A 26,871-nucleotide genomic window follows, 5' to 3' on the forward strand; every position below is an offset into this window, starting at 1 on the left:
TCGCTTTCCCCCAGCCGTTTTCGCATAAAACGGAGGTTCCACCATGCCCAAAAAACTCGCCCTGGCGGCGGCCGCTCTCCTTTTCCTGACCACCGCCTGCTCGGGCGCCGGCTCGACCGGCGGCAGCAGCGGCGGCGGTGACGACAAGACGATCACCGCCCTGATGGTCGGCAACCCGCAGATGGAGGACATCCAGAAGCTGACCGCCGACAACTTCACCAAACAGACCGGGATCACGGTGAAGTTCACGATCCTCCCGGAGAACGAACTACGCGACAAAGTCACCCAGGACGTCGCGAACCAGGGCGGGCAGTACGACGTCGCCACGGTCGGCGCGTACGAGGTGCCGATCTGGGCGAAGAACGGCTGGCTGCACGAGCTCTCCACGCAGGCCCAGGCGGATGCCGGCTACGACGCCAACGACCTGCTCAAGCCGATGGTCCAGGCGGTCAGCGGCGAGGACGGGAAGATGTACGCGGCGCCGTTCTACGGCGAGTCCTCGTTCCTGATGTACAACAAGGACCTGTTCGCGGCCAAGGGCCTGACCATGCCCGAGCACCCGACCTGGGCGCAGGTCGCCGACTTCGCGGCCAAGCTGAACGACAAGAGCAAGGGTGTGGCCGGGATCTGCCTGCGCGGCCTGCCGGGCTGGGGCGAACTCTTCGCGCCGCTGACGACCGTGGTCAACACGTACGGCGGAACCTGGTTCGAGAAAGACTGGACGCCGAAGGTCAACGCGCCCGAGTTCACCGCGGCCACCCAGTTCTACGTCGACCTGGTGAAGAAGTACGGCGAGTCCGGCGCCCCGCAGGCCGGCTTCACCGAGTGCCTCAACACGTTCGGCCAGGGCAAGGCGGCCATGTGGTACGACGCGACGTCGGCGGCCGGCACGCTCGAGGACCCGAACGCGAGCAAGGTGGCCGGCAAGGTCGGTTACGTGTACGCGCCGGTCGACAAGACCGAGTACTCCGGCTGGCTGTGGACCTGGGCGTGGGCGATGCCGAAGACCACCAAGAAGGCCGACGCCGCCTGGAAGTTCATCTCCTGGGCGACCAGCAAGGACTACGAGAACCTGGTCGGCGCGAAGCTCGGCTGGTCCCGGGTGCCGTCCGGCAAGCGCACCTCGACGTACAGCAACCCGGACTACCTGAATTCGGCCAAGGCGTTCGCCAACGTCACGCTCGGCTCGATCGAACACGCCAACCCGCAGAACCCAGGCCTGCAACCGCGGCCGGCGCTGGGCGTCCAGTACGTCGGCATCCCGGAGTTCGCCGACCTCGGCACCAAGGTGTCGCAGGAGGTGAGCGCCGCCATCGCGGGCAGCACCACGGTCGACAAGGCCCTGGCCGACGGCCAGAAGATGGCCGAAGACGTGGCGAAGAACTACAAGTGATGACCACCATGGTGGCCCGGCCGGACGAGCGGATCCAGCCGCCCGTCCGGCCCACCAGGGGCGGCCCGAGGGAACGCTGGATACGCCGGGCACCGCTGCTGCCGGCCCTCGTCTTCGCGATCGTCATCACGCAGATCCCGTTCCTCTACACGCTCTACCTCTCCACGCTGCACTGGAACGCGCTCAAGCCGGGCAAGCACAAGTTCATCGGCTTCGACAACTACGTGACCGTGCTGACCGACGAGCGGCTGCGCGCGGCGCTGGTCAACACGGTGATCCTGACGGCCGGCGCGGTGATCTTCTCGATGATTCTCGGTCTCGGGCTGGCTCTGCTGCTGGATCGCAGCTTCGTCGGGCGGCCGATCGTCCGGACCCTGCTGATCACACCGTTCCTGGTGATGCCGATCGCGGCCGCCCTGCTATGGAAGCACGCGATCTTCAACCCGGCGTACGGCCTGATCAACGGCATCTTCGGCGGCTCGACGGACTGGATCTCGTCATACCCGAAGGGCGCCGTGATCACCACGCTGGTCTGGCAGTGGACGCCGTTCATGATGCTGATCCTGCTGGCCGGCCTGCAGTCGCAGTCGACCGAGGTGATCGAGGCGGCCCGGGTCGACGGCGCGAAACCCTGGCAGATCTTCCGCTGGATGACCCTGCCGCACCTGCGGCAGTACCTCGAACTGGGCGGCCTGCTCGGCTCGATCTACCTGGTCAACACGTTCGACGCGGTCTTCAGCATCACCCAGGGCGGGCCGGGCACGGCGACGACCAACCTGCCGTACGAGATCTACCTGACCACCTTCCGCAAGTTCGAGTACGGCGAGGCGTCGGCGGCCGGCGTGATCGTGGTGCTCCTGACGATCATCGTGGCCACCTTCGCGCTGCGGGTCATCTCGAGCCTCTTCCGGATAGAGGAGCACCGATGAACAAACGGATCGGCAACACCGTTTGGGGCACGGTCGCCTGGATCGCCGGGATCGTCTTCGTCTTCCCGGTGATCTGGATGGTGCTGACCAGCTTCAAGCAGGAGGAGGCGGCCGCCAGCAACCCGCCGGCCTGGGTCTTCACCCCGACGCTGCATCAGTACGAGCAGGTCTTCGACCGCAACATCACGCCGTTCCTGCTCAACTCGCTGATGGCCAGCGTCTTCTCCACGCTGCTGGTGGTGAGCCTGGCGACGCCCGCGGCGTACGCCCTCTCGCTGCGCCCGGTCGCGAAGTGGACCGACGCACTGTTCTTCTTCATCAGCACCAAGATGATGCCGGCGGTCGCGGCATTGCTCCCGGTCTATCTCCTGGCGAAGCATCTAGGGATGCTGGACAACATCTGGACCATGGTCATCCTCTATACGGCGATGAACCTGCCGCTCGCGGTCTGGATGATGCGCAGCTTCCTGCTGGAGGTGCCGCGCGAGGTGCTGGAGGCCGGCGAGGTGGACGGCGCGTCGCTGCCCACGTCGATTCGGAAAATCATCATGCCGATCGTCTCGCCGGGCCTCGCGGCCACCGCGCTGATCTGCTTCATCTTCGCCTGGAACGAGTTCTTCCTGGCGGTGAACCTGACCGCGACCAACGCCGGCACCGCGCCGATCTTCCTGGTCGGGTTCATCTCGTCCGAGGGGCTGTTCCTGGCCCGGCTCTGCGCGGCGGCGACGCTGGTCTCGCTGCCGGTGCTGATCGCCGGCTGGGTGGCGCAGAACAAGCTGGTCCGCGGCCTGTCGATGGGAGCCGTCAAGTGAAAGCAGCCGTCGTCGTCACGCCCGGGACGATCGAGATCCGGGAGGTGCCCGACCCGACCCCCGAGCCGGCCGAGGTGGTGGTGCGGCCGGCCGCGGTCGGCATCTGCGGCACCGACCTGCACATCATGGACGGCGAGTTCGCCCCGGCGTTCCCGATCGTGCCGGGGCACGAACTGGCCGGCGAGATCGTCGCGGTCGGCTCGGCGGTCACCGGCTACGCGGTCGGCGACCAGGTGGCCGTCGACCCGTCGCTGTACTGCGGATACTGCTACTACTGCAAGCGGGCCCGGGGCAACCAGTGCGAGAACTGGGCCGCGATCGGGGTGACCGTCCCGGGCGGCGCGGCCGAGTTGGTGGCCGCGCCGATGGCGAACCTGTTCAAGCTCCCGGCGTCGCTGCCGGCGCGGGACGCGGCGCTGATCGAGCCGCTGTCCTGCGCCGTGCGCGGCTTCGACGTGCTGCCCCGGCGGCTGGCCTCGTCGTACCTGATCTACGGCTCCGGCACGATGGGCCTGATGATGCTGGAGCTGGCCAAACGCTCCGGCGCCGAGTCGGTGTCCATGGTGGATTTAAATCCTGCACGGCTGGCGGCCGCGAAACGGCTCGGCTGCTCGGCGGCGACCACCGTCGCCGACGAGCTGATCGCGCCGCGCGGGTTCGACGTCGTGATCGACTGCACCGGCGCCCCGGCGGCCATAAGGGACGGATTGTCCCGAGTCGGCCGCGGTGGGACGTTCCTCCAATTTGGCGTGGCAAACTATGACGCACGGGTGGAAATCGAGCCGTACGAGATCTATCGCCGCGAGATCACCATTACCGGGTCGATGGCGGTGCTGCACAGCTTCGACCGGGCCGGGCAGATGCTCGCCGCCGGCGTCCTCGACCCATCGATATTCGTCTCGCACAGATTCCCGCTGACCTCGTACGCGGCCGCGCTCGATCAGTTCCGCCGGGGCGAAGGTCGGAAAATCCTCATCGAACCGTGAGGTCGGCGGCCGTTCGTGCCATTCCTCTGACCGAAAGTGAGTGAACCGACACGGGTAGTTGGCAGATCCCCGCCCGATCAGGCTTACTAGATCAGTGGGTACCGCCGAGGATCCTCCCCCGACCCTCGCACCAGCGCGCGTCGGCGTCGCCGCGGTCACCTTCTTCGCGCTCGCGGCGACCGCTCCCCTCCTCGTCCTGATCACCGTCGTGCCCGCCGCCCTCGCCCGCGGCGGCGGGCCGCTCGTGCCGCTCGCCTTCGTCGCCGTCGCGATCGTCCTGGTCTTCTTCGCCGCCGGCTACGCGGCGATGGCCCACCGCGCTCCGTACGCCGGCGCCATCTACTCGTACGTCTCCCGGGGTCTCGGCCGGCCCGCCGGGGTCGCCGCCGCCTGGCTCGCGCTCGGCTCCTACCAGGCCCTTCAGCTCGGCATCTACGGCGTCGCCGGGGTCGCCGCCGCGCCCCTGCTGCACAGCTGGTTCCACGTCGAGGCGCAGTGGTGGCTGGTCGCGGCCGGCTGCTGGCTGCTGGTCGCGCTCGGCGGCATGATCCGGGTGGAGATCCTCAGCGGCCTGCTCGCCCTGCTGGTGCTGGCCGAGGTGGCGGTCGCGGCCGGTTACGCGGCGGCCAACGTGATGGCCCCGGCCGGCGAGCGCTTCGCCCGGGAGTCGTTCCTGCCCGCGCACCCCGCCGCGATCGACCGGCCGGCGCTCGGGCTGCTGCTGGCGGTCGGGGCGCTGACCTTCGCCGGTTTCGAGACCACGGGCACGTATGCCGAGGAGACGATGCGCCCCCGGCGAGAGGCCGGTCATGCCACGTACGCCTCGGTCGTGGTCTTCGGTTTGCTTTTGGCCTTCTGCTCCTGGTCGGTCCTCGTCGGCACCGGCCCGGGCCAGGTCACCGCGCTGGCCCGCGCCCGCGGCCCGGAGTTGTTGTTCGACCTGGCCGGCGCCCGCCTCCCGCCGTGGGCGGTGACCACCGGCCGGGCGGTGCTGCTGGCCGCCCTGGTCGCGGCCGCGTTGTCGCTGCACAACGCGATGGCGCGGTATCTGTACACGCTCGCCCGGGAAAACGTGCTGCCCGCCGGGCTGGCCCGCACGGCCGCCCGCACGGCCGCCCCGCGAACCGCCTCGCTCACCCAGTCGGCGGCCGCCGCGATCGGGTTGGCGGTCGTCTACCTGGCCGGCGTCCGCTCCCCCGCGGCCGTCGCGCACCGGCTCACCGTCGCCGGCGGCCTCGGCGTGCTGGTGCTGCTGCTGGCCACCTCGCTCGCCGCCCTGCTGCACCTCAACCGGGTGCCCAACGGCGAGGGCGCGTGGGGCCGCTTCCTCGCCCCGATCCTGTCCACAGTGGCCCTCGGCACGCTGGGCTACCTGGCCTTCTCGAACATCCCCTCGCTGCTCGGCGTGCCACCCGACTCGGCGCTGGTCTGGCTGGTGCCGGCCGGATCGGCCGCGGTCGCCGGGGCCGGGCTGGTGCACGGGCTCGCCCTGCGCAGCGCCCAGCCGTTGCGCTATGCGGGCATCGGCCAGGGCGGGACAGCCATCGTCGTGACACCGAGAGTGCCGCACCCCCGCGAGCCGGGGGCGCATCGACCGGAACGGGTGAATCGCTGAACTGACGGGAGGTGACCGGACTTGTCGACCCTTACTCTGGCTCTGCCGCTGGCGTACTACGGGCGGGTCTTTCCAGCGGCGTCGGCCGCGCGGGCGGCCTCGGCTTCGGCCGCGCTGGCGTCACTCACAGAACGCGAGCGCGTCTGGGCGCTCGGGCTGGACGCGGCAACCGGGCGGTTCCGCCCCAACGAGGCGGAGACGGCGGTATTGATCGAGACGGCCCTGGGCGTACGCCTGATCCGAGCCCCGAAGTGGTCCCGCGCCGACTGGTTCGACGAGCACGGCGTCACCTACGACGCGGTCGGCCCGTTCGCGGCCGGCCGGTTCGAGCAGCAGTGGCGGCGCTTCTCCGAGCAGATCCTGTTGCACCTGCGCAAGGCCGACCTGGTCCCGGTCGACGTCTCCCTGTTCACCCGCCCGCAGGTGCGCACCGTCGAGCGCTTCATCGCCGACCGCCGCCTGACCCCGCGCGTCTTCACCCTGGGGCACCCATGGCCGCGCTGATCATGGTCCGCCCCGACCGCGACTGGCAGTCCTCGGGCGGCCTCTTCGACTGGACCCTGGAATACCTGATCCCCCGAGTCTCCGACGAGAAGACGGCCGACTGGCTCCGCACGATAGTCGAGGAAAACCTCGGCATGCTGTGGATCCCCGACCTCCCCGACGACACCCAGGCGGAAATCTACGACCTGCTCCGCGCGGGCGTGGTGGCCGCGGCGGCCCACGAGCTACCACCGGCCGCGGTCGACCAACTGCGCGAATTGGTCGCCCTGACCTACTGACCTTGGGCCGGGCCCGCCCGGCAGCCGGAGTCGGAGCCGGTGTTGCAACTCGCGGCCCCGGCGCGCCGGGGACTTGGCTTTGCTCGTACGGTCGAAGGCGCGGAAGGGAAACGCTCAGATCTCACGGCGCCTGGCGTTTGTGAAGCGGTCCGTCAGGCGAATGGGGGCTGGGTGGGTGCTGCGTACTGGGAGGCGGCCTGCTGGGCGGCGAACGCCTGAGCGGCGAACGACTCGTGGGCCTTGTCGAACTGGACCGCCTGGCCGCCGTCGATCACGTGGCCGTTGGCGCGCATGACCCAGCTACCGCCGCGGAGGGCGACGATGAGGCCGGTCAGGAGTAGGAGGAAGCCGATGAAGGCCGCCAGCCCGCCCGAGCTGTCCGGCAGCACGCCGGTCAGCGCGAAGGCCACCACGCCCGCGGCCAGGATGCCCAGCCCCATGATGACGCCCTGCTTGCGCTCCTGTTTGCAGCGGGCGCAGAACGGCCAGGCCGGTGCGACGACCGACTTGCGGATGGCCGCGGTGACGATGACGAACACGAGCAGGGCGGCCAGCAGCAGGAGGTAGCTCCAGCCGGGGTTGCGGGAGATGAACGTGACGCGTTTCTGCTCGACGGCCGGCTCACCGTGCCGGGCACAGACCGTAGGAGTCCCCCAGCCCGTCGCCACGAACTGCGCCGGAATCCTGACCTCGACCGCCACCGTAACCTCCACTCGCGCATTGATCGGCAGCAGCAGATCGTCCATGGTGTGGCGGCGAAATTCAAGCGGCCTGCGTGGTGGTCAGCAGGTCACCGAACTCCTCGGGCGACAGCGGCTGGGCGAAAAGGAAGCCTTGCGCCGATCGGTACCCCAGCTCGTGCAGCCGGTCCGCCTGGTCGAGCGTCTCCACCCCCTCGGCGATCGCCTGCAGCCCGAGCGCATCGGCGAGCTGCAACACCGTGGCCGCGACCGGCACCCGGCCCGCTTCGGCCTGGGTGAACGTGCTGTCCAGCTTCAGCTGGTCGATCGGGCAGTCGTGCAGCATGGTCAGCGACGAGTGCCCGGTGCCGAAGTCGTCGAGGGCCACCCGGACGCCCAGCGAGCGCAGCGCGGCCAGCGTCGTCGACGACTCGCGCGCGTCAACCGGCATCGACTCGGTGATCTCGAGGGTGATCCGGTGCGGCGGCACGCCGTACTCGTCGAGCAGGGCGGCCACCGAGGCGGCGAACCCGGGCTCGCGCAGGTCCCGCGCCGAGACATTCACATTGAGTACGGCCGGGGCGTCCTCGCCGTGCGCCGCCGTCCACAGCGACAGCTGCCGGACCGCCGCCCGCAGCACCCAATTGCTCAGCGGCACGATCAGCCCGGTCCGCTCGGCCAGCGGGATGAAGCTCTGCGGCGGCATCGTCCCGTGCGTCGGATGCCGCCAGCGGACCAGCGCCTCGGCCCCGATCACCCGCCGGTCGGGCAGCGCCACGATCGGCTGGTAGAGCAGGTAGAGCTGGTCGCCGTCGATCGCGTCGCGCAGCTCGGCGCCGAGGTGCGCGTGGTCCGCGCCCGCCTGGGCCATGTCCGGCGTGAAGTGCAGCGACGCGGTGCCGGCGATGGCCTTGGCGGCGTACATCGCGATGTCGGCGTGCCGCAGCAGCAGGCTGGCGTCGTCGCCGGAATGGCCGTCGGCGATCCCGATGCTGGCCCGGATCGGCAGCTCGTGGCCGTCCGCGAGGACGGGCGCCCGGAGTGCCTCGATCATCCGCTGGGCGGCGAGGTCGGCGGCATCCGGGTCGGCGCCGTCGAGCACCACCACGAACTCGTCGCCGCCGAGCCGGGCCACCGTGTCCTCGGCCCGGATGCAGGCGTTCAGCCGCTGGGCGACCGCGATCAGCAGCAGGTCGCCGACCTCGTGACCGAGGGTGTCGTTGACCTCCTTGAAGTCGTCGAGGTCGATCAGCGCGACCGCGACCGACCGCTCGCCGGGCGCGGTCAGGGCCTTGTCCAACCGCTCGTGGAAGAGCGTGCGGTTGGGCAGCTGGGTCAGCGAGTCGTGGGTGGCGCCGTGGTCGAGCCGGTTCAGCAGCCGGCCGTTGTCCAGGAACGCGGTGATCTGGCGGACCACCACCAGCGCGGTCAGCGCCACCGCGCTGAGCACGATGACCTGGCGGTCCGGGGCGGACGCCGGCAACGCCACGCTCAGCAGCAGGCCGTCGACGGCGGCGATCGCCACGTACGGCAGGAAGCTGAAGGACCGGCGGCGGCGCTCGCGGATCCCGCGGCGCGGTGTGTAGTCGGCGGCCTGTTGCCGGTCGGCGGCCCAGCCGGCGAGGAAGAAGATCAGCGGCATCGCGACGATGTCCGGGAACAGGTGCGGGTCGATGGGCTCGAGCAGCGGGCGCAGGGTCGGCCCGACCGCGCCGACCAGCACCCCGAGCCCGATCAGCCGGAGCGCGCCCGGGTCGACGAACCCGGCCGGCCGGGTCAGGATCACCTTGGCGACCGCGAAGACGGCCAGCAGGGCCAGCGTGGTGAGCGCCAGCGAGATGTAGAGCGCGCTCCGGTCACCGTCGCGCAGCGCGTACCGGGTGGAGAAGTGCCAGGCGAAGACGGCGCAGGCCAGCATCACCGTGCTCGCGTCCAGGACGATCCGGAACAGCTCGCCGCCGCTCTGCCGGCCGAACGGCAGCCGCAGCAGCGCGTAGATCAACAGAATGATGGCGAGGCCGTCGAAGAGCATCTGGCCGGGGCTGACATGCTGGCCGGCCGGATCGGCGGTGGTGATCATGTCGTACGCCTGGGCGATGCTGCCGAGGCCGGTCAGGACGGCCACCGGGAACAGGTGCCGCCAGAAGCGCCGGGTCGGCTCGGGCAGGTTCCCGGCCCTGGCCGTACGCCAGAAGCTCGCCACCAGCAGCGTCGAGCCGCCGACGCTGGGCAGCCAGAGCACGGGCCAGGGCAGCACCGGATGGATCGCGTCGATCGTGAGCCCGGCCAGCGCCAGCCCGGTGAGCAGGGCGGCGGTGAGCCGGGACCAGAGCACACCCATCCGTCAGCCTCCTCGACCCGCTTCTGCGGGCCTTGGATCGGCCGGTGACCGCCGGAGGTGAGCAATTGCCCGACTAATACCTTCCGGAAACCTCTCGTTTACCTTTGGTTCATCTAAGTGAACAACATTCGTCCGGTGCCCGTTCGGTTGAGCGTCGTCGTGCCGGTGTATCGCGTCGAGACGTACCTGAAGCAATGCCTGGATTCCGTCCTGACCGGCGAGGAGCGGGTCGAGGTCGTCGCGGTGGACGACGCCTCCCCCGACAGCTGCGGCGATATGCTCGACGCGTACGCCAAGAATCACCCGAATCTCCGCGTTCTGCACCTCTCTCGGAATGTCGGCCTGGGCCTGGCCCGCAACGCCGGGCTGGCCGAGGCGACCGGCGACTACGTCTGGTTCGTGGACAGCGACGACTGGCTGCCGCCCGGCTCGGTGCGCGCGGTGCTCGACGCGCTCGACGCCGAGGAACCGGACGTGCTTCTGATCGACCACCTGCGCGTACACGAGGACGGCCGGAGCAAGCCCGACGCGAGCTCGCCGCTGCTGGCCGGCGAGCCGACGCTGACCCGGATGCTCGCCGTGCAGCACACCGCATGGAACAGGATCGTGCGCCGCGAGTTTCTGCTGCGCAACGACCTGCGCTTCGGCCCGGGTTGGTACGAGGACGTCTCGTTCAGCCATCCGGTGCTGCTGGCCGCCGACCGGATAGCCGCCCTCGACCGGGTCTGCTACCTGTACCGGATCGGCCGACCGGGCGCGATCACCGCAACTCGAAGCGACCGGCACTTCGAGGCCTTCGAGCAGTACGACCGGCTGCTGAAGTGGGCGGCCGCGCGCGACCTGTCGCCGGAGATCCGGGCCCAGCTGTTCACCCTGATGATCAGCCACCTGCTGGTGGTGGCCGGCAACGACGGCCGGATGCACCCCGGGGACCGGCGGCGGTTCTTCCGGCAGGCGACCGCGCTGTACCGGCGGCACCGGCCGGCCGGCTACCGCCCGCCGAGCGGGATGCGCGGTCTCAAGCATCGGCTGGTGGCGACCGGCGCCTATCCCCTGTACGCGCTGCTCAGGTCCGGTTACCGAGTGGCCGGGCGGCGCCGCCGGAAGCCCGAACCGACACCTCCGGCAGCGGCGGCTCAGCGGGCGTCCGTAATCTGAACTCGTGCTGAGACCTGCCGAGTACACCGATCGCGATCTCATCCTGCCCTGGCGCAACCATCCGTCGGTCCGGGCGGTGAGCCTGACCACACACGAGATCAAGCCGGAGGAGCACGCTCGCTGGTGGGAAAAGCGCTGGCGCGACGTGCTGATCTACTCCGATGATCGGGGCGTCCCGGCCGGTGTGGTGATCTTCGACGGCACCACCTGGTCCTTCTACCTGGATACGGTGGGCCTGGGCGACCGGCTGCTCGCGGCCTGGATGCGCCTGGAGAAGGAGGCCGTCGAGTATGCGTTCGGCACGCTCGGCCTGGAAACGCTGGGCGGCGAGACCCTCGCCGACAACAAGCAGGTCCTCGCGCTGCACCGGCGCTTCGGCTTCAAGGAGACGCGCCGCTACGAGCGACTCGTCGACGGCGAGATGAAAACGGTCGTCTGGACCGAGAGAGGGAAGTAATGGCACAGTTCGGGCCCGACAAGCGGCCGTACATCGTCGCGGAGATGTCCGGGAACCACAACGGCTCCCTCGACCGGGCGCTGGCCCTGGTCGACGCGGCGGCGGACGCCGGCGCCGACGCGATCAAGATCCAGACGTACACCGCGGACACCCTGACCCTGAACGTCAAGCACCCCCGTTTCCAGCTCTCCAAGGGCCACGAGCTGTGGGGCGGCGAGTACCTCTACGACCTGTACGAGCGCGCGCACACCCCGTGGGAGTGGCACCAGCCGATCTTCGAGCGGGCCCGCGAGCGGGGCATCACCCCGTTCTCCAGCCCGTTCGACCCGACCGCCGTGGACCTGCTCGAGAAGCTCGACGCCCCGATGTACAAGATCGCGTCGTCCGAGGCCACCGACCTGCCGCTGATCCGCCTGGCCGCGAGCACCGGCAAGCCGATCATCATCTCCACCGGCATGGCCTCGGTGAAGGAGATCGCCGCCGCGGTCGAGGCCGCCCAGGGCGCCGGCGCGACCGACGTGACGGTGCTGGCCTGCACGGCGTCGTACCCGTCCCCGCCGGAGGAGAGCAACCTGCGCCGCATCCCGGTGCTGGCTCAGATGCTCGAGGTGCCGATCGGCCTGTCCGACCACACGCTGGGTATCGGCGTCCCGGTCGCCGCGGTCGCCTTCGGCGCCTGCCTGATCGAGAAGCACGTGACCCTGGACCGCGCCGACGGCGGCGTCGACTCGGCGTTCTCCCTCAACCCGGCCGAGCTCAAGCTGCTGCGCGAGGAGTCCGAGCGGGCCTGGCAGGCGCTGGGCACCACGCACATCGGCCCGACCGAGCACGAGAAGGAGGGCCTGCGCTTCCGCCGCTCCCTCTACGTGGTCACCGACGTCAAGGCCGGCGACAAGGTCACCCCGGAAAACGTCCGCTCGATCCGCCCCACCGGCGGCCTGGAGCCCGACGCGATCGGCTCGGTCCTCGGCCGCACCTTCACCACCGACGCGGCCAAGGGCACCCCCCTGACCTGGGATCTGATCTAAGACCCTTGCGCGTACGAGCGTGAGAACAGTCCCCGGCTTGCCGGGGCCGCGAGCTGCAACACCGGCTCCGACCCCGGCCGCCGGGCTGTTCCGGTCCTATTTCCCAACGCCTCGACTTGTAGAACGATGTCGATGGGTCTATGGGTCGGAGCTGAGGTGTCCCGTGAAGGTCTTGGTGACCGGTGGGGCCGGCAACATCGGGTCGCACGCGCTGCCGGAGTTGGTCGCGCACGGCCACACCGTGCGCTCGTTCGAGCGGTCGACCACGGCCGGCCGGCGCGCGGCGCGTGACCTGCCGCCGGGCGTCGAGGTCGTCTGGGGAGACATCACCGATGCCGCCGCGGTCCGGGGCGCCGCCGCCGGCGTGGACGCGGTGGTTCACCTGGCGGCGGTCATCCCGCCGGCCGCCGACGAGGAGCCGGAACGGGCCCGTGCGGTCAATGTGGACGGCACGGCCAACGTCGTGGCGGCGTGCCGGGCGCAGCCGACCCCGCCGCGGCTGCTGTTCTCGTCCACCTTCGACGTTCACGGTTACACCTTGGACAAGCCGCCGCCCCGGCACGTCGACGATCCGCTGGTCGCGACCAACCCGTACACCGAACACAAGATCCAGTGCGAGGAGCTGATCCGGCAGTCCGGCCTGACCTGGTGCATCTTCCGCTTCGCCGACGTACCGATCCTGGCCGTGCGGGACCCGCACCCGATCATGTTCGAGATCGGCTTGGACAACCGGATCGAGGCGCTGCACGCCGACGACGCCGGCCTGGCGATCGCCCGCGCGGTGGAGACGCCGGAGGTCTGGGGCCGCATTCTGTTCGTCGGCGGCGGACCCACCTGCCAGCTGACCTATCGGGAGTACCTGACCCGGCTACTGGCGGCGATGGGCGTCCCGCCGCTGCCGGATGACGCGTTCAGCACCGCGGTCTACGCGACCGACTGGATCGACACCGCCGAAAGCGAGGCACTGCTGCACTACCAGCGCCACGACTTCACCGACATCGCCGAAGCCGTGGCGGCGAGTCTCGGCTGGAGGCGACGCCTGGTGCCACTGGTCGGCCCGCTCGCCCGCCGCGCGATCCTGCGGCTGTCGCCCTACCGCAGCCGATCGGCCCCCAACCACTGACCCGGCCAAGACCACGCCGACGCTTCAGTCGCACTCGTATCTCGCTCAGCCAGTATCTCGCTCAGCCAGTATCTTGCTCAGCTAGGGATAGCCCGACAGCCGGGGCGGGCTGGTCTTGGGGTCGGGCCCGCCCGGCGGCCGGAGTCGGAGCCGGTGTTGCAACCAGCGGCCCTGGCACGCCGGGGACTCGTCTGGAGCTCGTACGGCCAAGGCAGCGAAAGCAAACCGCCTAGCTCGAGTTAGCGGAAAGCGCCTAGCTCGAGTTAACGGTAAGCGCCTAGCTTGAGTTTTTCAGGCGGCGGAGGGCTTTGCGGCCGTCTCGGCGGGCCGCTCGGTACGCCTCCTTGCCGACGACCATCACGCGGCCCGCGAAGCCCTTGCGGTAGAACTGGATCTCGCGATCGAGCTTGCTCAGCGTGTTGTCGCGGGACTGGATGATCTGCTCGGTCCACTCCATCATCGCGAGCAGGTGGCTGGCCTCGTAGCGCTGCCGCCAGAGCGCCTCGGTCAGTTCGCGGAAGCCCTCGATGTCCACGCTCGCCGTGCCGGGGGTGATCGCCAGCAGCTGCAGGCGGCGCTGGTCGCGCGCCTCCAGGGTCAGCTCGTGCTCGGCCGCCTCCAGCGTGATGTGCAGCTCGACGGCCGCGCGGACCTGGTCGTCGGTCATGCCGCGGCCGGTCATACCGAGCAGCGTCGCGGTCAGGTCGACGGCGCTCGAGGTGATCGGCCATGGGTGCGAGCGGCCCGAGGTGATCAGCTGCACCGCGAACTCCCAGAGGGCGCGGGTCAGGGCGGTCTCGTAGTCGATCGGCTCGATCGGCTCCCAGCGGGTCGGCAGCAGGACCGGGCCGTCGGGGGTGACCAGCAGGTCGGCCAGGCCGGCCAGCGCGATCGGGCCGGCCAGGCGGCCGTCCACCGCCTGGGCGCGCAGCCAGGTCTCGTACTGGGTCAGCTCGACGCGCAGGTGCCGCAGGTCGGCGGTGGCGGCCAGGTGGAGCAGCCGCTCCTCCAGCACGTAGCCGGCGTCGGTGCCGGGCGCGGCCGGCTCGGCGATCCGGCGCAGGCCCTCGCGCTCGATCGGGCCGGTCAGCGGCTGCAGCACGGTGGTCCGGATCTCGCCGGTGTCGGTGGCGCTCACCTCGTACGCGAAGGTGCCGCGAGAGTCGCCCACCAGCAAGTCGTGGGCCGCGGCGGACGAACCGGACGCCCGGGCGATCACCAGCCAGGCCGGCGCCACCGTCTCCTCGGCGGCGGCCCGCAGCGCGCGGGCGACCAGCCGGCGCGGGTCGCTGAGCACCGGGCGGCCCCGGAAGGCGGCGGCGAACGCCTGGTTGAGCGCGGTGCCGAGGCGGGGGCGCAGCGGGGCGGAGAGGTTGCCGAGCAGGCCGGGGCCGACCAGCACGGTCGGCGTGGCCGGCTCGGGGAACGCGGCGTAGGTGACATCGACCACCAGGCCGGCGACGGTGAGGCGGTCGACCAGCTGCTCGCGGGAGGCCGGGCGCTGCGGGTCGTTCTCGTCCAGCGGGTACCAGTCCGCGTCCTGCGCCTGGTGGCCGCCGGGCGCGAGCCGCACGGTGTGGTGCACGCCGAGGTGGTTGTCGTGGGTGAGCAGGAGCACGCCGTCGGGGCGGACCGCCTCGGCCAGCCGGTCGAGGAGCTCGGCGGCGGAGAGCTGGTCGCCCTCGGCGGAGTTGAGCCGCTCCACCCCGTCGAACGCCACCACCAGGTCGAACCGCTCGGCCGGGTCGACCTTGACCGCCGCGCCGGCCAGGACGGTGACCTGGGGGTGGGCGCGGGCCGCCTCCTCGGCGTCGACCAGCGAGCGCACCAGCCAGGTGACCGTGGCGCCGGCGTCGACCAGCGCGATGACCAGGTCGTCGGCGATCGGGCCGGCGATCAGCACCGAGCGGCCGGCGCCGGCGTGCTCGCCGAGCAGGTGCCGCAGCACGGCGCCGCGCGGCACCTCGGGGCCGCGGCGCGGGTCGCGATCGGTCCAGGAGAACATCTCGCCGCCGATCCGCCGGAGATTGGGCAGCGACGGGGCGCTGAGGGCCGCGGTGTAGTCCGTGCCCTGCGTGGGGATCAGGGCGGCGGCTTCCGACATGCTTATACCTCTCGTTGACTCACCGGGTTCGTGCCCCCGCAGAACGGCGCGCACCATATCACCCAAGCGTAAGTCAGAGATGTATTCCTGCAATGTGCAGTGACATTGGTCGATTGCCCGCTTTGTCCCTGTCAACGGGGATGTGAGCGGCATCACAGCCCCTCCGCCCCACCTGCCCCGTTTGCCGGCGCCCGCCGCCCGGAACACGGCCTAAAGTGGACGCTCGCAACGTGAATTATTTTCAGACGCGAGGTCCCTCGGACCGGTCGGGGACAAACGCCGCCACGTTTTCCCCGACCGCTCGCGGCCGGCCCGGCGCGGGGTCCTGCCCCCACCGCGCGTCGGGCCGGCCCGTGTGCCCCGCCCGTTTCCGGGCGGGGCACACGCTACTTTCGGAGAATCAGGCCACCGGGGTCAGCGCGCGCTCCTCGCGGATCGGCTCCGGCGCCGTGACCGGCTCGTGCGCGATCTGCGGCAGCCAGTTCAGCCAGCGCGGCAGATACCAGTTCCGGTCGCCGAGCAACGCCATCACGGCCGGCAGCAGCACCGCCCGGATGATCGTCGCGTCCAGCAGCACCGCCGCGGCCAGGCCCACGCCCAGCTGCTTGGTCGAGGCCAGCGGCAGCGTCGCGAACAGCGCGAACACCGCCACCATCACGACCGCGGCGCTGGTGATGACGCCCGCCGTGCGGCCGATCCCGGCGTGCACCGCCTGCCGGGTGGACAGGCCGCGGTCGTAGCCCTCGCGGATCCGGCTGAGCACGAAGACGTGGTAGTCCATCGACAGGCCGAACAGGATGATGAACAGGAACAGCGGCATCCAGTTGATCAGCCCGCTCGCCGGCTCGAACTGCAGCTGCTTCGCGAAGTGGCCGTACTGGAAAACCCAGACCAGCATGCCGTACCCCGCGGCCACCGAGAGCAGATTGAGCACCACCCCGGTGATCGCCACCACCACGGACCGGAACGAGACGAGCAGCAGCAGGAACGCCAGGCCCAGCACGAAGCCGAACACCCAGGGCAGGCTGGCGTCGAGCCGCGCGTTGAAGTCCGCGTTCACCGCCTTTGACCCGGTGACCAGCGCGGTCGCCCCGGGAGCGTCGCCTAGGGTGGCCGGCACGACATCGGTGCGCAGGTGGGTGAGCGCCTTGTCGCCGACCAGGCCGACCGAGACGACCGCGACCGTGCCGGCCGGGTTGATCTTCACCTCGACCGGGCCGGTGAGCTCCCCGCCGCTCCCGGCCACGGCCGTCCTGAACGCGGCCAACTGCCGGTCGAACGCGCCGCCCTTGACCGAGGCCGCCTCGACCACGACCCGAGCCGGCGACGTCTTGCTCGGGAACGCCGCGTCGACCGCCTTGTACGCCCGCACGATCGGCGCCTTCGGCGAGAAGTCCTCGATGCCCTGCCCCTTGGTGTGCAGGTCGAGCACCGGCGACGCGATCACGGCGAGCGCGCCGACCGCGACCAGCGCCGAGATCAGCGGCTTGGCCAGCACCAACCTGAGGAACCCGTGCCACAGCCGGCCGTCGCCGCGCTTGCGGTACAGCCCGGGGATCTTGACGGCGTCGACCTTGTCGCCGAGCGCCGAGAGCATGGCCGGCAGCACGGTCAGCGAGCCGAGGATCGCCGTCGCGACGACCAGGATGGTGCCGACCGCGAAGCTCACGAACGTGGTGTCGAAGGTGAAGAACATGCCGGCCATCGCCACGATCACGGTGAGCCCGGAGACCCAGATCGACCGGCCGGAGGTCTGCGCGGCGATCACCAGGGCGCGATGCGGATCGGCCCCGGCGCGCCGCTCGTCGCGTTCCCGCTTGATGTAGAAGAGGCAGTAGTCGACCCCCACCGCCAGGCCGACCAGCAGCATCACGTGCATCGTCGTCTGGTCGGCCGGTGCGAGCCGGCTGGCCGCGGCGAGCAGCCCGATCGCGCCCACCACCGCGGTGACCGCCAGCGCCACCGGCAGCAGGGCCGACACCACCGCGCCGAAGGCGACGAGCAGGATGCCCAGGGTGACCGGGATGGAGAGCATGCCGAGCCGGCTCAGCCCGTGGTCGAGCGCGTCGCCGATCAGCTTGTCGCCGCTCGCCGAGCCACCCTCGGCGATGTAGAGGTCGGCGTGTGCCGCCTGCACCCGGGCGACCGTGTCGAGCGCCGGGCCGACCCGCTCCTTGGCCGTCTCCGGGTCGCCGGTGATGCCGAAGGTGATCAGCGACGAGCGCTTGTCCGGCGACTCGATCGGGGCCTGCACGCCGGTCACGTCGGCGGTGCTCTTGAGCTGCTTGGTCAGGTCGGCGAGGGCGGCCGTACGGTTCGTGCCGGCCCGGTTCTGCACGATGACCATCTCGCCGGCCGGCTCGACCGGGAACCCGGCCGCCGCGACGATGTGGTCGGCCCGGCCCGAGTCGCCGTGCCCGTAGTCGGCGTCGACGGCGTCCCGGGTCCCGATCTGTCCACTCAGGATGGTGACGCCGACCACGAAGGCGATCCAGCCGAGGATCGCGAGCGTCCGGTGCCGGGCGCTCCACATCGCGGCCCGGGCCGCGATGCCCTTGACGTTCTCCCGTGTCTGCATGGCACTGACGCTAGGGAGAACGGCGATCACGATCGATGTGGTTGACTCCCGTCTTGGGGGTAGTGCTAGCACTACCCCTGCAGGTACGCGAGCACCGCCAGCACCCGCCGGTGCTGTTCCTCGTCCTGGTGCAGGTCCAGCTTCGTGAAGATGTTGCGGACGTGCTTCTCCACCGCGCCCTCGGTGACCACCATCTTGCGGGCGATCGCGGTGTTCGACATGCCCTCCGCCATCAGGCCGAGCACCTCCCGCTCGCGCGGTGTGAGGTTGCGCAGCGGGTCGTCCCGGCGGCGGCGCACCAGCAACTGGCTGACCACCTCGGGGTCGAGCACGGTGCCGCCGCCGGCCACCCGGCGCAGCCCGTCGAGGAACTCGCCGACCTGGGAGACCCGGTCCTTCAACAGGTAGCCGACCGCGCCCAGGCGGTCGGCGAGCAGGTCGTCGGCGTACGAGACCTCGACGTATTGGGAAAGCACCAGGATCGGGGTGCCGGGCACCAGGGCACGCGCCTCGACGGCGGCGCGGAGCCCCTCGTCGGTGTGCGTGGGCGGCATCCGGACATCCACGATGGACACATCCGGCTTGTGCTCGGCGATGGCGGACACGAGGGCAGGCCCGTCGCCGACGGCCGCCACCACGGTGTGGCCGTTCTCCTCGACGAGCCTGATCAGACCCTCGCGCAGCAGCACCGCGTCATCAGCGATTACGACCCGCATGCCGCCAATGCTGTCAGATCCCCGGGTTTCATAGGGGCAGCGCGGCCGTGAGCCGTGTCCCGCGGCCGGCCGGGCTGTCCACCGCCAGCACCCCGCCGGCCGCGCGCACCCGGTCGTCCAGACCGGCCAGGCCGTGCCCCTTGGCCAGGCTGGCGCCGCCGATCCCGTCGTCGGCGACGGTGACCATCAGGCCGGTGGCGATCCGCTCGACGCTCACCTGCACCTCGCTGGCCTGGCTGTGCTTGGCGACGTTGGTCAGCGCCTCGGCGACCACGAAGTACGCGGTCGACTCGACGGCCGGCGCCAGCCGCTCGAACATCGGCGCGTCCAGGTCGACCGGGACGGTGCAGCGGCCGGCCAGCGCGGTGAGCGCCGCCTGCAGGCCACGGTCGACCAGGATCGGCGGCGCGATGCCGCGGGACAGGGCGCGCAGCTCGTCGAGCGTCTCCCGGGTCTGGGTGAGCGCCTCGGCCACGGCGGCCCGGGCCGCGTCGGGGTCGGTGGCGAACTGCTGCTCGGCGCGGCCGAGATCCATCGCCAGCCGGACCAGGCGCTGCTGCGGGCCGTCGTGGATGTCGCGCTCGAGCTTGCGCAGCGCGGTGGCCTCGGCCGAGACGGCGGCGGCCTTCTGCTGCTGGGCGACCTCGCGGGCGGCCTCGGCCTGGGCGACCTGCTCGCGCAGCTCGTTGACGCCGCAGAGCAGGCCCCGGGCGAAGTACGCCTCGAGCAGCGCCGAGCCGCGGACGACCCAGTACAGGGTGCCGGCGAAGAAGACCCCGGTGGCCAGGTAGAACGCGACCTTGACGCCGTACGTCCCGTTGACGCCGAGCAGATCGGGCAGGTCCTGGTTGCTCGGCTCGTCCGGCAGCGCCCAGCCCCACAGGCCCCAGGTGAAGCCCTGGAGCGCCCCGGCCCACCAGGTCACCACGAAGGAGAAGGAGATCGAGCTGGGGATGAAGCGGAACATGCCGTGCAGCAGGTCGAGCCAGCTCTGCCCGTCGGACAGCGGGGCGAGCAGCCGGCGGGGGAACCCGTCGCCGGTGGGCTTCTTGTAGTACGGGTGCTGCAGCTTCCGACTGAAGACCGGGCCGATCCGGGCGCGCTCCAGCACCGCGAGACCACGAGCCACATACATCGCGCCGAGCAGGATCGGCAGCCCGATCCAGATGATGCTCAGCCCGATGCCGAGCCAGAAGATGGTCATGCAGAGCACGACCCCGATGAGCCCGAGCGGGAACCCGACCAGGACGTACTGCGTGTCGATGCCGAGCTGGCGGAGGATCCGCCGACGCGGGGCGGGGGTCGTCGTCGTCATGTCACTGACGCTAGGCATCGACCGGCCCCCCTCCGATCCCGCTGACCGCCGAATCGACGGTAGGGCTAACCCTACTGGAGCTCGTAAACGGTGACCGGCCCCGCGACGTGCCGCACGGTGGCGCTCTGGGCGAGCCGGGGCGAGATGGGGCCGACCCGGCTGTCGGCGAAGAGCCAGCGTACGTGGTACTGGGTGCGCAGGGTGGCCACGTCGGCCGGGTCGCCCTGGGCGAAGACCCGCTCGTTCAGCGCGAACCGGTCGGGGTAGGGGGCCGGCTGGAGCGGATACCGCTTGCCGTTGATCCCGTCGGCGGCCAGCGCCTGGTCGGTGTATCCCCAGCTCTCCACCAGCGCCCGGCGGCCGGTGAGCGCGGACACCCAGAAGGCGCGGGCGTCGCACTCGCCCTTCGGGCTGTAGCGCAGGCAGTGCACGTTGGTGGCGATGATGTCGTCGGTGCCGGAGTGGTGGTCGAGCCACTGCGCGGCGGCCATCTCGTCCCGGGTGACCGACGGGTTCGTCTTGCTGACGGCAGGCTGCAGAGCGTGGCGTATCTCGGGCTTGATCCGCAGGACGAAGCCGCCGAAACCCGCGCCGAGCACGGCCGCGACCAGCGCGGCCGGCAGCGCGCGCCGGGCGACCGGACCGCGCCGGACCAGCAGCGCCACCGCCACCACGACGACCGCCACCACGGCGGTGAGCAGCACCGGCTCGAGCAGCGCCCAGGACCAGGCGCGGACGGTGTGCACCTTCGGGGCGGCGAACTTGGGCGCGACGATCGCCCAGACCGCGCCGGCAACCAGCCCACCCAGCAGCGCACGCGGCCCGGGGGCACGGTCGGCGAGCAGCCAGACGGTGAGGACCGTGGCGAACGCGAGCACGCCCGACCAGAAGTAGATCTGGCTGCCGGAGGGGTGCCAGAACAGCCACATCCCGCCGGCGCCGGCCACGGTGACGCCGGCGAGCAGCCAGGCGGCCGGGTCCCGCCCGGCCCGGCCGGTCGCGAGCAGGGCGAGACCGGCCAGCCGGCTGATCTGCATGAGCAGCCACCAGCCGATCAGCGCGCCGATGAACAGCAGGCCGCCCGCCGAGGCGTCGGCGAGGCCGAGCGGCACATTGCCGTCGTTCAGGTCGTGCGCGCCCAGCGTCTGCCGGTACGGCAGGAAGATGTCGAGAACCGAGAGCGGTTGCACCTTGAGGGTGCCCGCGCCCCCGCCCGCGAACAGCTTGTACCCGATCAGCATCGCGGCAAGGGCGGTCCCGAACAGGATGAGGGTCGCCCGCAGCCGCTCCCGGTGCCAGAAGAAGACCGCGAGCCCGGCCGCGGCGAGCCCGGCCACGACCGGTGGCAGGCCGCTCGACTTGGCGCCCGCGACGGCCACCCCGAGCGGGAAGACCAACGCCCAGGCCCAGCCGATCGCCCGCCCGCGCAGCACGTCGGCGGCGACCGCCAGCAGCAGCCCGACCAGCGGCAGCTGATAGCTCTCCGACGGGCTGAGGTAGCTGAGTGTAGCGCCGCTGACCGCGGTGACCGGCGAGCCCAGAATCAGCGGCAGCCCGGTCACCGCGAGCACGCCGCCGAGCGCGCCGGCCCACCACTTGCCGGCGAGCTGCCGGGCGAGGGCGGCGGCGACCAGCGCGGTGAGCGCCATGATCGGCGGCAGCCAGAGCCGGAGCAGAACGGTCGCCGGGTCGATCTTCGTGATCATCGCGGCGGTCGCCATGTCGGCGTCGGAGAGGTAGTGGTAGCGCAGGGTGTCGCCGGCCAGCTGCGGCACCTGGAACGGCATCGACCGCATCAGCTCGCGGACCAGGGCGAGGTGGTAGCCGAGGTCCTGATACCAGGAGGCGTCGGCCGGCGGCAGCGGCGTGTTGCGCCAGGTGGTGCCGAGCGAGAGCACGGCCATCGCGATCGCCACCGCGATCCCCCACGACCAGACCGCCGGCAACGGCTGCGGGTCGGCTATCCGCCAGTGCCGGCGCAACCGCGGGACGGCCACGAAGAGCAGGATGATCAGCAGCGGCCAGCCCGGGAGCAGCACCTGCAGGCCGGTCGCGGCGGCCAGCGCCCAGCCGACGAGCATCAGGAGCAGGCCGGTCGCGCCGCCGAGGCCCAGGTCTTCCGGAAGGTTGCCACGGCTGCCGCGCAGCGCCCGGTGCACGAGCGTGCCGGGCAGCAGCACGGCGAGCGCGAGGTAGACCGCGTACCGGGCGATATCGAAGGCCGGGGTGCCGGTCGCGTGCAGCATGGCGCCGGTGACCACGGCCGGGATCAGCCAGGGCACGACCGACAGCAGCAGCCGGCGAGACCGCGGGGCGGGCGGCGGCGGTGCCACCTCGGCGGCCGGTTCGAGCAGGGCCTCGGTCACGACGCGACCACGGTGGTCAACCGGGTGAACTCGTGCGGCAGGTCGTAGCCGTCCCAGATGGCGCTGAAGGTCAGCGCCGAGCCGAACGGCACGATCCGGTCGACCCCGCGGCCGGCCAGCGCCAGCGCGAACGCCCGCAGCTCGGCCGGCGCGAAGCCGAAGTGGCTGAAGGTCTGGTCCTGCCGGTTCATCGCCGGCACCAGGTCGAGCAGCGAGCCGACCTCGGCGAACGGGAACGCGCCCGCGCCGATCCAGCGCCGCGGCGCGTCCGGCACGGCGGCCAGCGACATCGCGGTCACCGTGTTGGCCGGGAAGTCCAGCGCGGTGACCGCGCCGGTGGCGGCCAGGCCGTACGCGTTGACCCGCTTCTCCACCGCCATCGCCGCGTCGACCTGCCAGCCGCGCTGGTCGACCACCTCGAGCAGCAACTCGATGAACTCGGCCCGTACGTCCGCGGTCTCCGTTCCGACCAGGAAGACGGTGCGCGGCGAGGAGCAGGCGGCCTGGTCGAACCAGTACGCGTCGTTCGTGAAGCCGACCACCGCCGCGCGCCGGGCGGCCGGGTCGGCGGCGCGCCAGCCGGCCGCCGAGATGGCCGCCCAGGACGTACGGTCGGGGAAGGTCAGGTCGCGGGCCGAGGGCCGCAGCGGGTGCTTGCGGATCGCCTCGACCGCGGAGTCGCCACCCCAGATCACCCGCAGGTCGGCCCACTGGCTCAGGGCCGCGGTCAGCACGTCGTCCCGGCCGTAGGTGACCATCCGCTGGGTACGCCGGATCACCGGGTCGGCGTCCACCTCGTTCAGCGCGTCGAGGATCGCGTCGGCCGCCCCGGCGGAGCGCGAGGAGATGCGTACCACGTTGTGGTTGCCGGCCAGCGCGGAGAGCGCCCACGAGTAGACGAAGATGGTGTCCACGTTCGCCGGCGGCACGTGGAAGACGTTGCCGCGCGGGAAGACGATCGCGTCCTCCCGGCGCATCCGGCTCACCGCGCGGTTGAGCTCGGCCGGCCGCAGGAAGTAGCCGAGCGAGCCGAGCTCGGGGTGCCGCCGGGCGACGGCCGGGGCGAGCAGCTTGCGGGCCACCTTGGCGAGGAAGTCGACGACCCGCTCGTCGCCGACGGCCAGCCGGTCGTCGACCGGGGCGGTCAGGTCGCCTTCGGAGCCGAACCGGAACTGGATCACGCCGCCTCCCGGTACGTGTCGGAGCAGCCCCGGGCCTCGGCCCGCGGCAGCCGGCCGCTGACCGAGAAACGCTTGCCGGGCCAGTCGCCGTCGTCGATGCCGTGCACCACGCCGAGATCCTCGGTGAGCAGCACGTGCCCCGGGTACGAGGTGGGCAGCGTGCTCACCACCTCGAGCAGGCCGGTCTCGCCGGGCGGCAGCTCCCGCCAGGTCACCGGGTCCCGCACGATCACGTCGGCGAAGTCGGGGCAGTACAGCGAGCCGCCGGACGGGCCCTCCAGGAAGATCGTGCCGATCTGCTCGACCATGCCGTAGAAGTTGTGGGTGCTGACCAGCCCCACCTCGGCGAGGCGGGCACGAAAAGCGGAGGGGGAGACCGCCTGGTCGACCAGCTTCTTCCAGCCGCCGGAGTGGATCAGGATGCCGTTCGCGAGGTCCAGGTTGTGGTCCCGGGCCACCTCGTACAGGTGCAGCCAGACCATGTAGGTGAAGCCGAAGATCAGGAAGGGCGCGTCGCCGTGCTTCTCCAGGAAGCCGCGGATCGCGTCGAGGTCGACGTGCCCGTCGTTGTCGAGCGCCCAGACGTGGTCGCGGCCGAACGTCGACATGCCGAGCACGCCGGCGCCGCGGGCGCTGAACGAGCGCCGGTCCTTGAGCATGGCCTTGGTGTCGACCAGCAGCATCGGCAGCCGCTTGGGGCCGAGCACGGACTGCACGGTCGCGCCCAGCTGCCGGGTCTGGGTGGCAGCCGCCGCTTTGTCCAGATAAATCCGGCTAACTTCCCCCGTCGTACCGCTGGACGTCAGGACCTTGAAGACCTCGTCGTCCGGAATGCTCTTCAGTTCGAGATTCTTGAAGAGCCGCACGGGCAGCCAGGGCAACTCGGCGACGGAGGACGCCCCCTCGTAACCGTTGGCCGCCAGGATCCGGTCGTACGGCGCGCAGCGCTGACGGTGATGGGCGACGAGCGCGGAGAGGTCCTTCAGCAGGACCTCCTCCTTCACCGCCTGCGGAAGGGTGAAGACACTCACAGCGACGCCTCCAAGGCGCGGTAGTCGACCTTGCCGTTGGGCAGCAGCGGCAAGGACTCGATGCTACGCACGACCACGCCGGAGAAATGTGTCCCCAGCCACTCGGCGATTTTGGTACGCAGGTCGCGGGCCTCGTCGTCCGAGATGCCCTCGGCGTACACGATCAGCTGGTCGCCGCCGGGCACCGCCGCCACCGGGAAGTTCTTCTCCACGTCGTCCAGGTTGATCCGGACGCCGAAGACCTTGCCGATCCGCTTGGCCCGGCCGGTGATGAACAGGAAGCCCTCGTCGTCGATCCGGCCGAGGTCGCCAGTGGGCAGCACGCCGCCCATCTCGTCGCCCTTGACCAGGTCGGCGGCGGTTTCGGCGTACCCCATCATGACGTTCGGCCCGCGGTAGACGACCTCGTCGTCGGGCGAGATGTCGAACGACCCGCCGGGCAGCGCGAGCCCGACCGACCCAAGCTTGTCGGTCAGTCGCTCCGGCGGCAGCGTGGCCATCCGGGGCGCGGCCTCGGTCGTGCCGTACATCACGTAGAGCGAGCCGCCGACCGTCGCCATCCGCTGCGCGAAGTCGCTGATCAGCTCGGTGCGCAGCCGGCCGCCGGCCTGGGTGAGCTTGCGCAGCGCCGGGTACTTGGCCGGGTCGAAGCGCAGCCGGCGCAGCATCTCGTACTGGTAGGGGACGAACGCCATCGAGGTGACGCCGTGCTCGACCGCGGCGGTCCAGAAGTCGCGCTGCATGATGCCGGTACGCTCGAGGATCACCGTGGCCCCGCGCAGCAGGTGCGAATTCAGGACCGACATCCCGTACGAGTAGAAGAGCGGCAACGTGGTGATCGCCACGTCGTCCGCACCGATGTCGAGAACGGTCGCGATCTGCTCGGCGTTGGTCAGCACCGCCTCGCGGGACAGCCGGACCAGCTTGGGGTTGCCGGTCGAGCCGCTGGTGGTGAACAGCACCGCCAGGTCGGGATGCACCTCGTCGGTGGCGAACCGCTCGGCCCAGTGCGCGACGTCCGCCTCCGGGTCGAGCAGCATGACCGGCCGGCCCAGCCGGAACGCCGCGAGGTACCGCGCGATGCCGGAAATAGTCGTGGAAATCGGGTGAAACACCAGCGGGCCGGGCTCGGCGGCGAGCGTGGCCTCCGCCGCGTCGATCGCCTCGGCCGTCAGCGTCTCACCCGTCGCGGCGTCGATCACACGCGCGCCGGGGTGAAGCAGGTTCACAGCGTCAATCCTCCATCCACTCCGAGAATCTGGCCGGTGACGAACCGGGCCTGCTCGGAGAGGAGGAATGCGATCACGTCGGCGACCTCGTCGGCCTCGCCGAGCCGGCCCAGCGCGGTGTCGGCGATCCGCTCCGCGCGCCCCTTCTCGTCGAGCGTGTCCAGCATGTCAGTGGCGATGAAGCCCGGCTCCACCGCATTGACCCGGATGCCCTGCGGCCCCAACTCCTTGGCGGCCGATTTTGCCAGGGCCGCCACGGCGGCCTTGGACGCGGCGTAGACGGCCTGGCCGGCCACACCGCGCGTCGCGGTGATCGAAGACACCAGAACCACCGCGGGCGTACGCCCACGGGCCAGCAGGCGCGCGGCCCCGCGCAGCGTGTACGCCGCGCCGGCCGAGTTCACCGCGAACAGCCGCTGGATCGTCGCGTCGTCGGTCATGCCCAGCATGCCGGCGGCGTGCGTGCCCGCGTTGACCACCAGCGCGTCGAGCCGCTTGAAGTTAGCGAAGGCCAGCTGCATGAGCGCCTTGCTGGTGGCCGGATCGCCGATGTCGCCGTGCCCCGTGAACGTGGTCACGTTGAACTTGGCCGCCAGATCCTCGGCGACCGCGGCGACCGCCTCGGCGCCGTGGCCGTGCAACAGCAGGTCGTAACCGCGCTCGGCGAGCTTCTGCGCGGTCGCCCGGCCGATTCCGCGGGAGGCCCCGGTGACCAGGGCCACCCGGTCAGTCATTGATGGTCACCCCGTACTTGCCGAGGATCCGCACGGCCTCCGCGAAGCTCGACATGTTGATCACGTCGTCGGTGTCGATCATGACCGAGAACTCGTCCTCGATGGTCGCGATCAGCGACATGTGCGCGAGCGAATCCCACTTTTCGTTGTCCTGGTAGTGCAGATCGTCCACGGGCGCATCCGCCGGAAGATCCAAAGCGGTGCGGAACGCTTCCCGCAGTTTCTGCAGCTCGGTCACGGTCTCTCCAGGGTGGGGTGGGCAGAGGGCTCCTACCTTCTTACAGGGTGCTGGACGACACGACCAAGCCAGGGT

23 protein-coding genes are annotated in these 26,871 nt (G+C 70.9%); 11 read left to right on the plus strand and 12 right to left on the minus strand.

Features of this window, described 5'->3' with window-relative positions; translation table 11 throughout:
• Positions 1-43: 43 nt before the first annotated feature.
• The 7 genes from IH26_RS0135255 (at position 44) to IH26_RS0135285 (ending at position 6,517) form a co-directional block, all read left to right on the plus strand.
• Entirely contained in the window at positions 44-1,393 is a 1,350-nt protein-coding gene (locus IH26_RS0135255; RefSeq protein ID WP_030440603.1) for an ABC transporter substrate-binding protein, read from the plus strand.
• Positions 1,393-2,322: a carbohydrate ABC transporter permease gene (locus IH26_RS0135260; RefSeq protein ID WP_030440604.1), complete on the plus strand. Its 930-nt coding sequence runs from the start codon at positions 1,393-1,395 to the stop codon at positions 2,320-2,322. Before IH26_RS0135255 ends, IH26_RS0135260 begins: the two co-directional genes overlap by 1 nt.
• Entirely contained in the window at positions 2,319-3,134 is an 816-nt protein-coding gene (locus IH26_RS0135265; protein ID WP_030440605.1) for a carbohydrate ABC transporter permease, read from the plus strand. Before IH26_RS0135260 ends, IH26_RS0135265 begins: the two co-directional genes overlap by 4 nt.
• A complete protein-coding gene (locus IH26_RS0135270) occupies positions 3,131-4,120 on the plus strand; it encodes a zinc-dependent alcohol dehydrogenase family protein (protein ID WP_030440606.1) in 990 nt (329 codons plus the stop codon). Before IH26_RS0135265 ends, IH26_RS0135270 begins: the two co-directional genes overlap by 4 nt.
• Before the next feature lie 94 nt (positions 4,121-4,214).
• On the plus strand, positions 4,215-5,735 hold the full coding sequence (locus IH26_RS0135275; RefSeq protein WP_030440607.1) for an APC family permease: 1,521 nt from the start codon (positions 4,215-4,217) through the stop codon (positions 5,733-5,735).
• Positions 5,736-5,756: 21 nt separating this feature from the next.
• Positions 5,757-6,239: a hypothetical protein gene (locus IH26_RS0135280; protein ID WP_030440608.1), complete on the plus strand. Its 483-nt coding sequence runs from the start codon at positions 5,757-5,759 to the stop codon at positions 6,237-6,239.
• On the plus strand, positions 6,227-6,517 hold the full coding sequence (locus tag IH26_RS0135285; RefSeq protein ID WP_030440609.1) for a hypothetical protein: 291 nt from the start codon (positions 6,227-6,229) through the stop codon (positions 6,515-6,517). Before IH26_RS0135280 ends, IH26_RS0135285 begins: the two co-directional genes overlap by 13 nt.
• 152 nt (positions 6,518-6,669) lie before the next feature.
• On the opposite strand, the gene IH26_RS0135290 is transcribed toward IH26_RS0135285, so the two are convergent.
• Both IH26_RS0135290 and IH26_RS0135295 read right to left on the minus strand, forming a co-directional pair.
• A complete protein-coding gene (locus IH26_RS0135290) occupies positions 6,670-7,263 on the minus strand; it encodes a hypothetical protein (RefSeq protein WP_030440610.1) in 594 nt (197 codons plus the stop codon).
• A 16-nt stretch (positions 7,264-7,279) separates the two neighbouring features.
• Positions 7,280-9,538, minus strand: coding sequence for a putative bifunctional diguanylate cyclase/phosphodiesterase (locus IH26_RS0135295; RefSeq protein WP_030440611.1), 2,259 nt, complete (start codon positions 9,536-9,538; stop codon positions 7,280-7,282).
• 135 nt (positions 9,539-9,673) lie between these two features.
• Here IH26_RS0135295 and IH26_RS0135300 point away from each other — a divergent pair, with 135 nt between their 5' ends.
• The 4 genes from IH26_RS0135300 (at position 9,674) to IH26_RS0135315 (ending at position 13,304) form a co-directional block, all read left to right on the plus strand.
• Positions 9,674-10,696 carry a glycosyltransferase family 2 protein gene (locus tag IH26_RS0135300; RefSeq protein WP_084599351.1) on the plus strand — a complete coding sequence of 341 codons (1,023 nt, stop codon included), beginning with the start codon at positions 9,674-9,676 and terminating at the stop codon, positions 10,694-10,696.
• A 4-nt stretch (positions 10,697-10,700) separates the two neighbouring features.
• On the plus strand, positions 10,701-11,153 hold the full coding sequence (locus IH26_RS0135305; RefSeq protein ID WP_030440613.1) for a GNAT family N-acetyltransferase: 453 nt from the start codon (positions 10,701-10,703) through the stop codon (positions 11,151-11,153).
• On the plus strand, positions 11,153-12,181 hold the full coding sequence (pseI, locus tag IH26_RS0135310) for a pseudaminic acid synthase (protein ID WP_030440614.1): 1,029 nt from the start codon (positions 11,153-11,155) through the stop codon (positions 12,179-12,181). The genes IH26_RS0135305 and pseI overlap by 1 nt, the downstream gene beginning before the upstream one ends.
• A gap of 163 nt (positions 12,182-12,344) precedes the next feature.
• Positions 12,345-13,304, plus strand: a complete 960-nt coding sequence (locus IH26_RS0135315; protein WP_030440615.1) for an NAD-dependent epimerase/dehydratase family protein — start codon at positions 12,345-12,347, stop codon at positions 13,302-13,304.
• A 277-nt stretch (positions 13,305-13,581) separates the two neighbouring features.
• Here IH26_RS0135315 and IH26_RS0135320 read toward each other — a convergent pair whose 3' ends face one another.
• From IH26_RS0135320 to IH26_RS0135365, 10 genes are all read right to left on the minus strand, one after another.
• Positions 13,582-15,408 (minus strand): class I SAM-dependent methyltransferase, encoded by a 1,827-nt coding sequence (locus tag IH26_RS0135320; protein ID WP_030440616.1) that lies wholly within the window; start codon positions 15,406-15,408, stop codon positions 13,582-13,584.
• Between the two features lie 400 nt (positions 15,409-15,808).
• The gene (locus IH26_RS0135325) at positions 15,809-17,986 is read right to left on the minus strand and encodes an MMPL family transporter (protein WP_030440617.1); all 2,178 of its coding nucleotides are present in this window, start codon (positions 17,984-17,986) and stop codon (positions 15,809-15,811) included.
• Positions 17,987-18,057: 71 nt separating this feature from the next.
• A complete protein-coding gene (locus IH26_RS0135330; protein ID WP_030440618.1) occupies positions 18,058-18,702 on the minus strand; it encodes a response regulator in 645 nt (214 codons plus the stop codon).
• A gap of 28 nt (positions 18,703-18,730) precedes the next feature.
• Positions 18,731-20,035 (minus strand): sensor histidine kinase, encoded by a 1,305-nt coding sequence (locus IH26_RS0135335; RefSeq protein ID WP_030440755.1) that lies wholly within the window; start codon positions 20,033-20,035, stop codon positions 18,731-18,733.
• A 53-nt stretch (positions 20,036-20,088) separates the two neighbouring features.
• On the minus strand, positions 20,089-22,383 hold the full coding sequence (locus IH26_RS54395) for a hypothetical protein (protein WP_034216673.1): 2,295 nt from the start codon (positions 22,381-22,383) through the stop codon (positions 20,089-20,091).
• Positions 22,380-23,564, minus strand: coding sequence for an acyl-CoA reductase (locus IH26_RS0135345; RefSeq protein WP_157437553.1), 1,185 nt, complete (start codon positions 23,562-23,564; stop codon positions 22,380-22,382). The genes IH26_RS54395 and IH26_RS0135345 overlap by 4 nt, the downstream gene beginning before the upstream one ends.
• Positions 23,561-24,595 carry a LuxE/PaaK family acyltransferase gene (locus IH26_RS0135350; protein WP_030440620.1) on the minus strand — a complete coding sequence of 345 codons (1,035 nt, stop codon included), beginning with the start codon at positions 24,593-24,595 and terminating at the stop codon, positions 23,561-23,563. The genes IH26_RS0135345 and IH26_RS0135350 overlap by 4 nt, the downstream gene beginning before the upstream one ends.
• The gene (locus IH26_RS0135355) at positions 24,592-25,824 is read right to left on the minus strand and encodes an AMP-binding protein (protein WP_030440621.1); all 1,233 of its coding nucleotides are present in this window, start codon (positions 25,822-25,824) and stop codon (positions 24,592-24,594) included. The genes IH26_RS0135350 and IH26_RS0135355 overlap by 4 nt, the downstream gene beginning before the upstream one ends.
• Positions 25,821-26,558 (minus strand): SDR family NAD(P)-dependent oxidoreductase, encoded by a 738-nt coding sequence (locus tag IH26_RS0135360; RefSeq protein WP_030440622.1) that lies wholly within the window; start codon positions 26,556-26,558, stop codon positions 25,821-25,823. The genes IH26_RS0135355 and IH26_RS0135360 overlap by 4 nt, the downstream gene beginning before the upstream one ends.
• Positions 26,551-26,796: an acyl carrier protein gene (locus IH26_RS0135365; protein WP_030440623.1), complete on the minus strand. Its 246-nt coding sequence runs from the start codon at positions 26,794-26,796 to the stop codon at positions 26,551-26,553. The genes IH26_RS0135360 and IH26_RS0135365 overlap by 8 nt, the downstream gene beginning before the upstream one ends.
• Positions 26,797-26,871 lie beyond the last annotated feature (75 nt).

Source organism: Actinoplanes subtropicus (genome assembly GCF_000721705.1).
GTDB classification, from domain to species: Bacteria; Actinomycetota; Actinomycetes; order Mycobacteriales; family Micromonosporaceae; genus Actinoplanes; species Actinoplanes subtropicus.

Excerpts from the sequence above, each read along its gene's own strand:
- IH26_RS0135255 (WP_030440603.1), top strand. The coding sequence starts at position 44 with ATGCCCAAAAAACTCGCCCTGGCGGCGGCCGCTCTCCTTTTCCTGACC.
- IH26_RS0135260 (WP_030440604.1), top strand. The coding sequence starts at position 1,393 with ATGACCACCATGGTGGCCCGGCCGGACGAGCGGATCCAGCCGCCCGTC.
- IH26_RS0135265 (WP_030440605.1), top strand. The coding sequence starts at position 2,319 with ATGAACAAACGGATCGGCAACACCGTTTGGGGCACGGTCGCCTGGATC.
- IH26_RS0135285 (WP_030440609.1), top strand. The coding sequence starts at position 6,227 with ATGGCCGCGCTGATCATGGTCCGCCCCGACCGCGACTGGCAGTCCTCG.
- IH26_RS0135290 (WP_030440610.1), bottom strand. The coding sequence starts at position 7,263 with ATGGACGATCTGCTGCTGCCGATCAATGCGCGAGTGGAGGTTACGGTG.
- IH26_RS0135295 (WP_030440611.1), bottom strand. The coding sequence starts at position 9,538 with ATGGGTGTGCTCTGGTCCCGGCTCACCGCCGCCCTGCTCACCGGGCTG.
- pseI (WP_030440614.1), top strand. The coding sequence starts at position 11,153 with ATGGCACAGTTCGGGCCCGACAAGCGGCCGTACATCGTCGCGGAGATG.
- IH26_RS0135320 (WP_030440616.1), bottom strand. The coding sequence starts at position 15,408 with ATGTCGGAAGCCGCCGCCCTGATCCCCACGCAGGGCACGGACTACACC.
- IH26_RS0135325 (WP_030440617.1), bottom strand. The coding sequence starts at position 17,986 with ATGCAGACACGGGAGAACGTCAAGGGCATCGCGGCCCGGGCCGCGATG.
- IH26_RS0135330 (WP_030440618.1), bottom strand. The coding sequence starts at position 18,702 with ATGCGGGTCGTAATCGCTGATGACGCGGTGCTGCTGCGCGAGGGTCTG.
- IH26_RS0135335 (WP_030440755.1), bottom strand. The coding sequence starts at position 20,035 with ATGCCTAGCGTCAGTGACATGACGACGACGACCCCCGCCCCGCGTCGG.
- IH26_RS0135360 (WP_030440622.1), bottom strand. The coding sequence starts at position 26,558 with ATGACTGACCGGGTGGCCCTGGTCACCGGGGCCTCCCGCGGAATCGGC.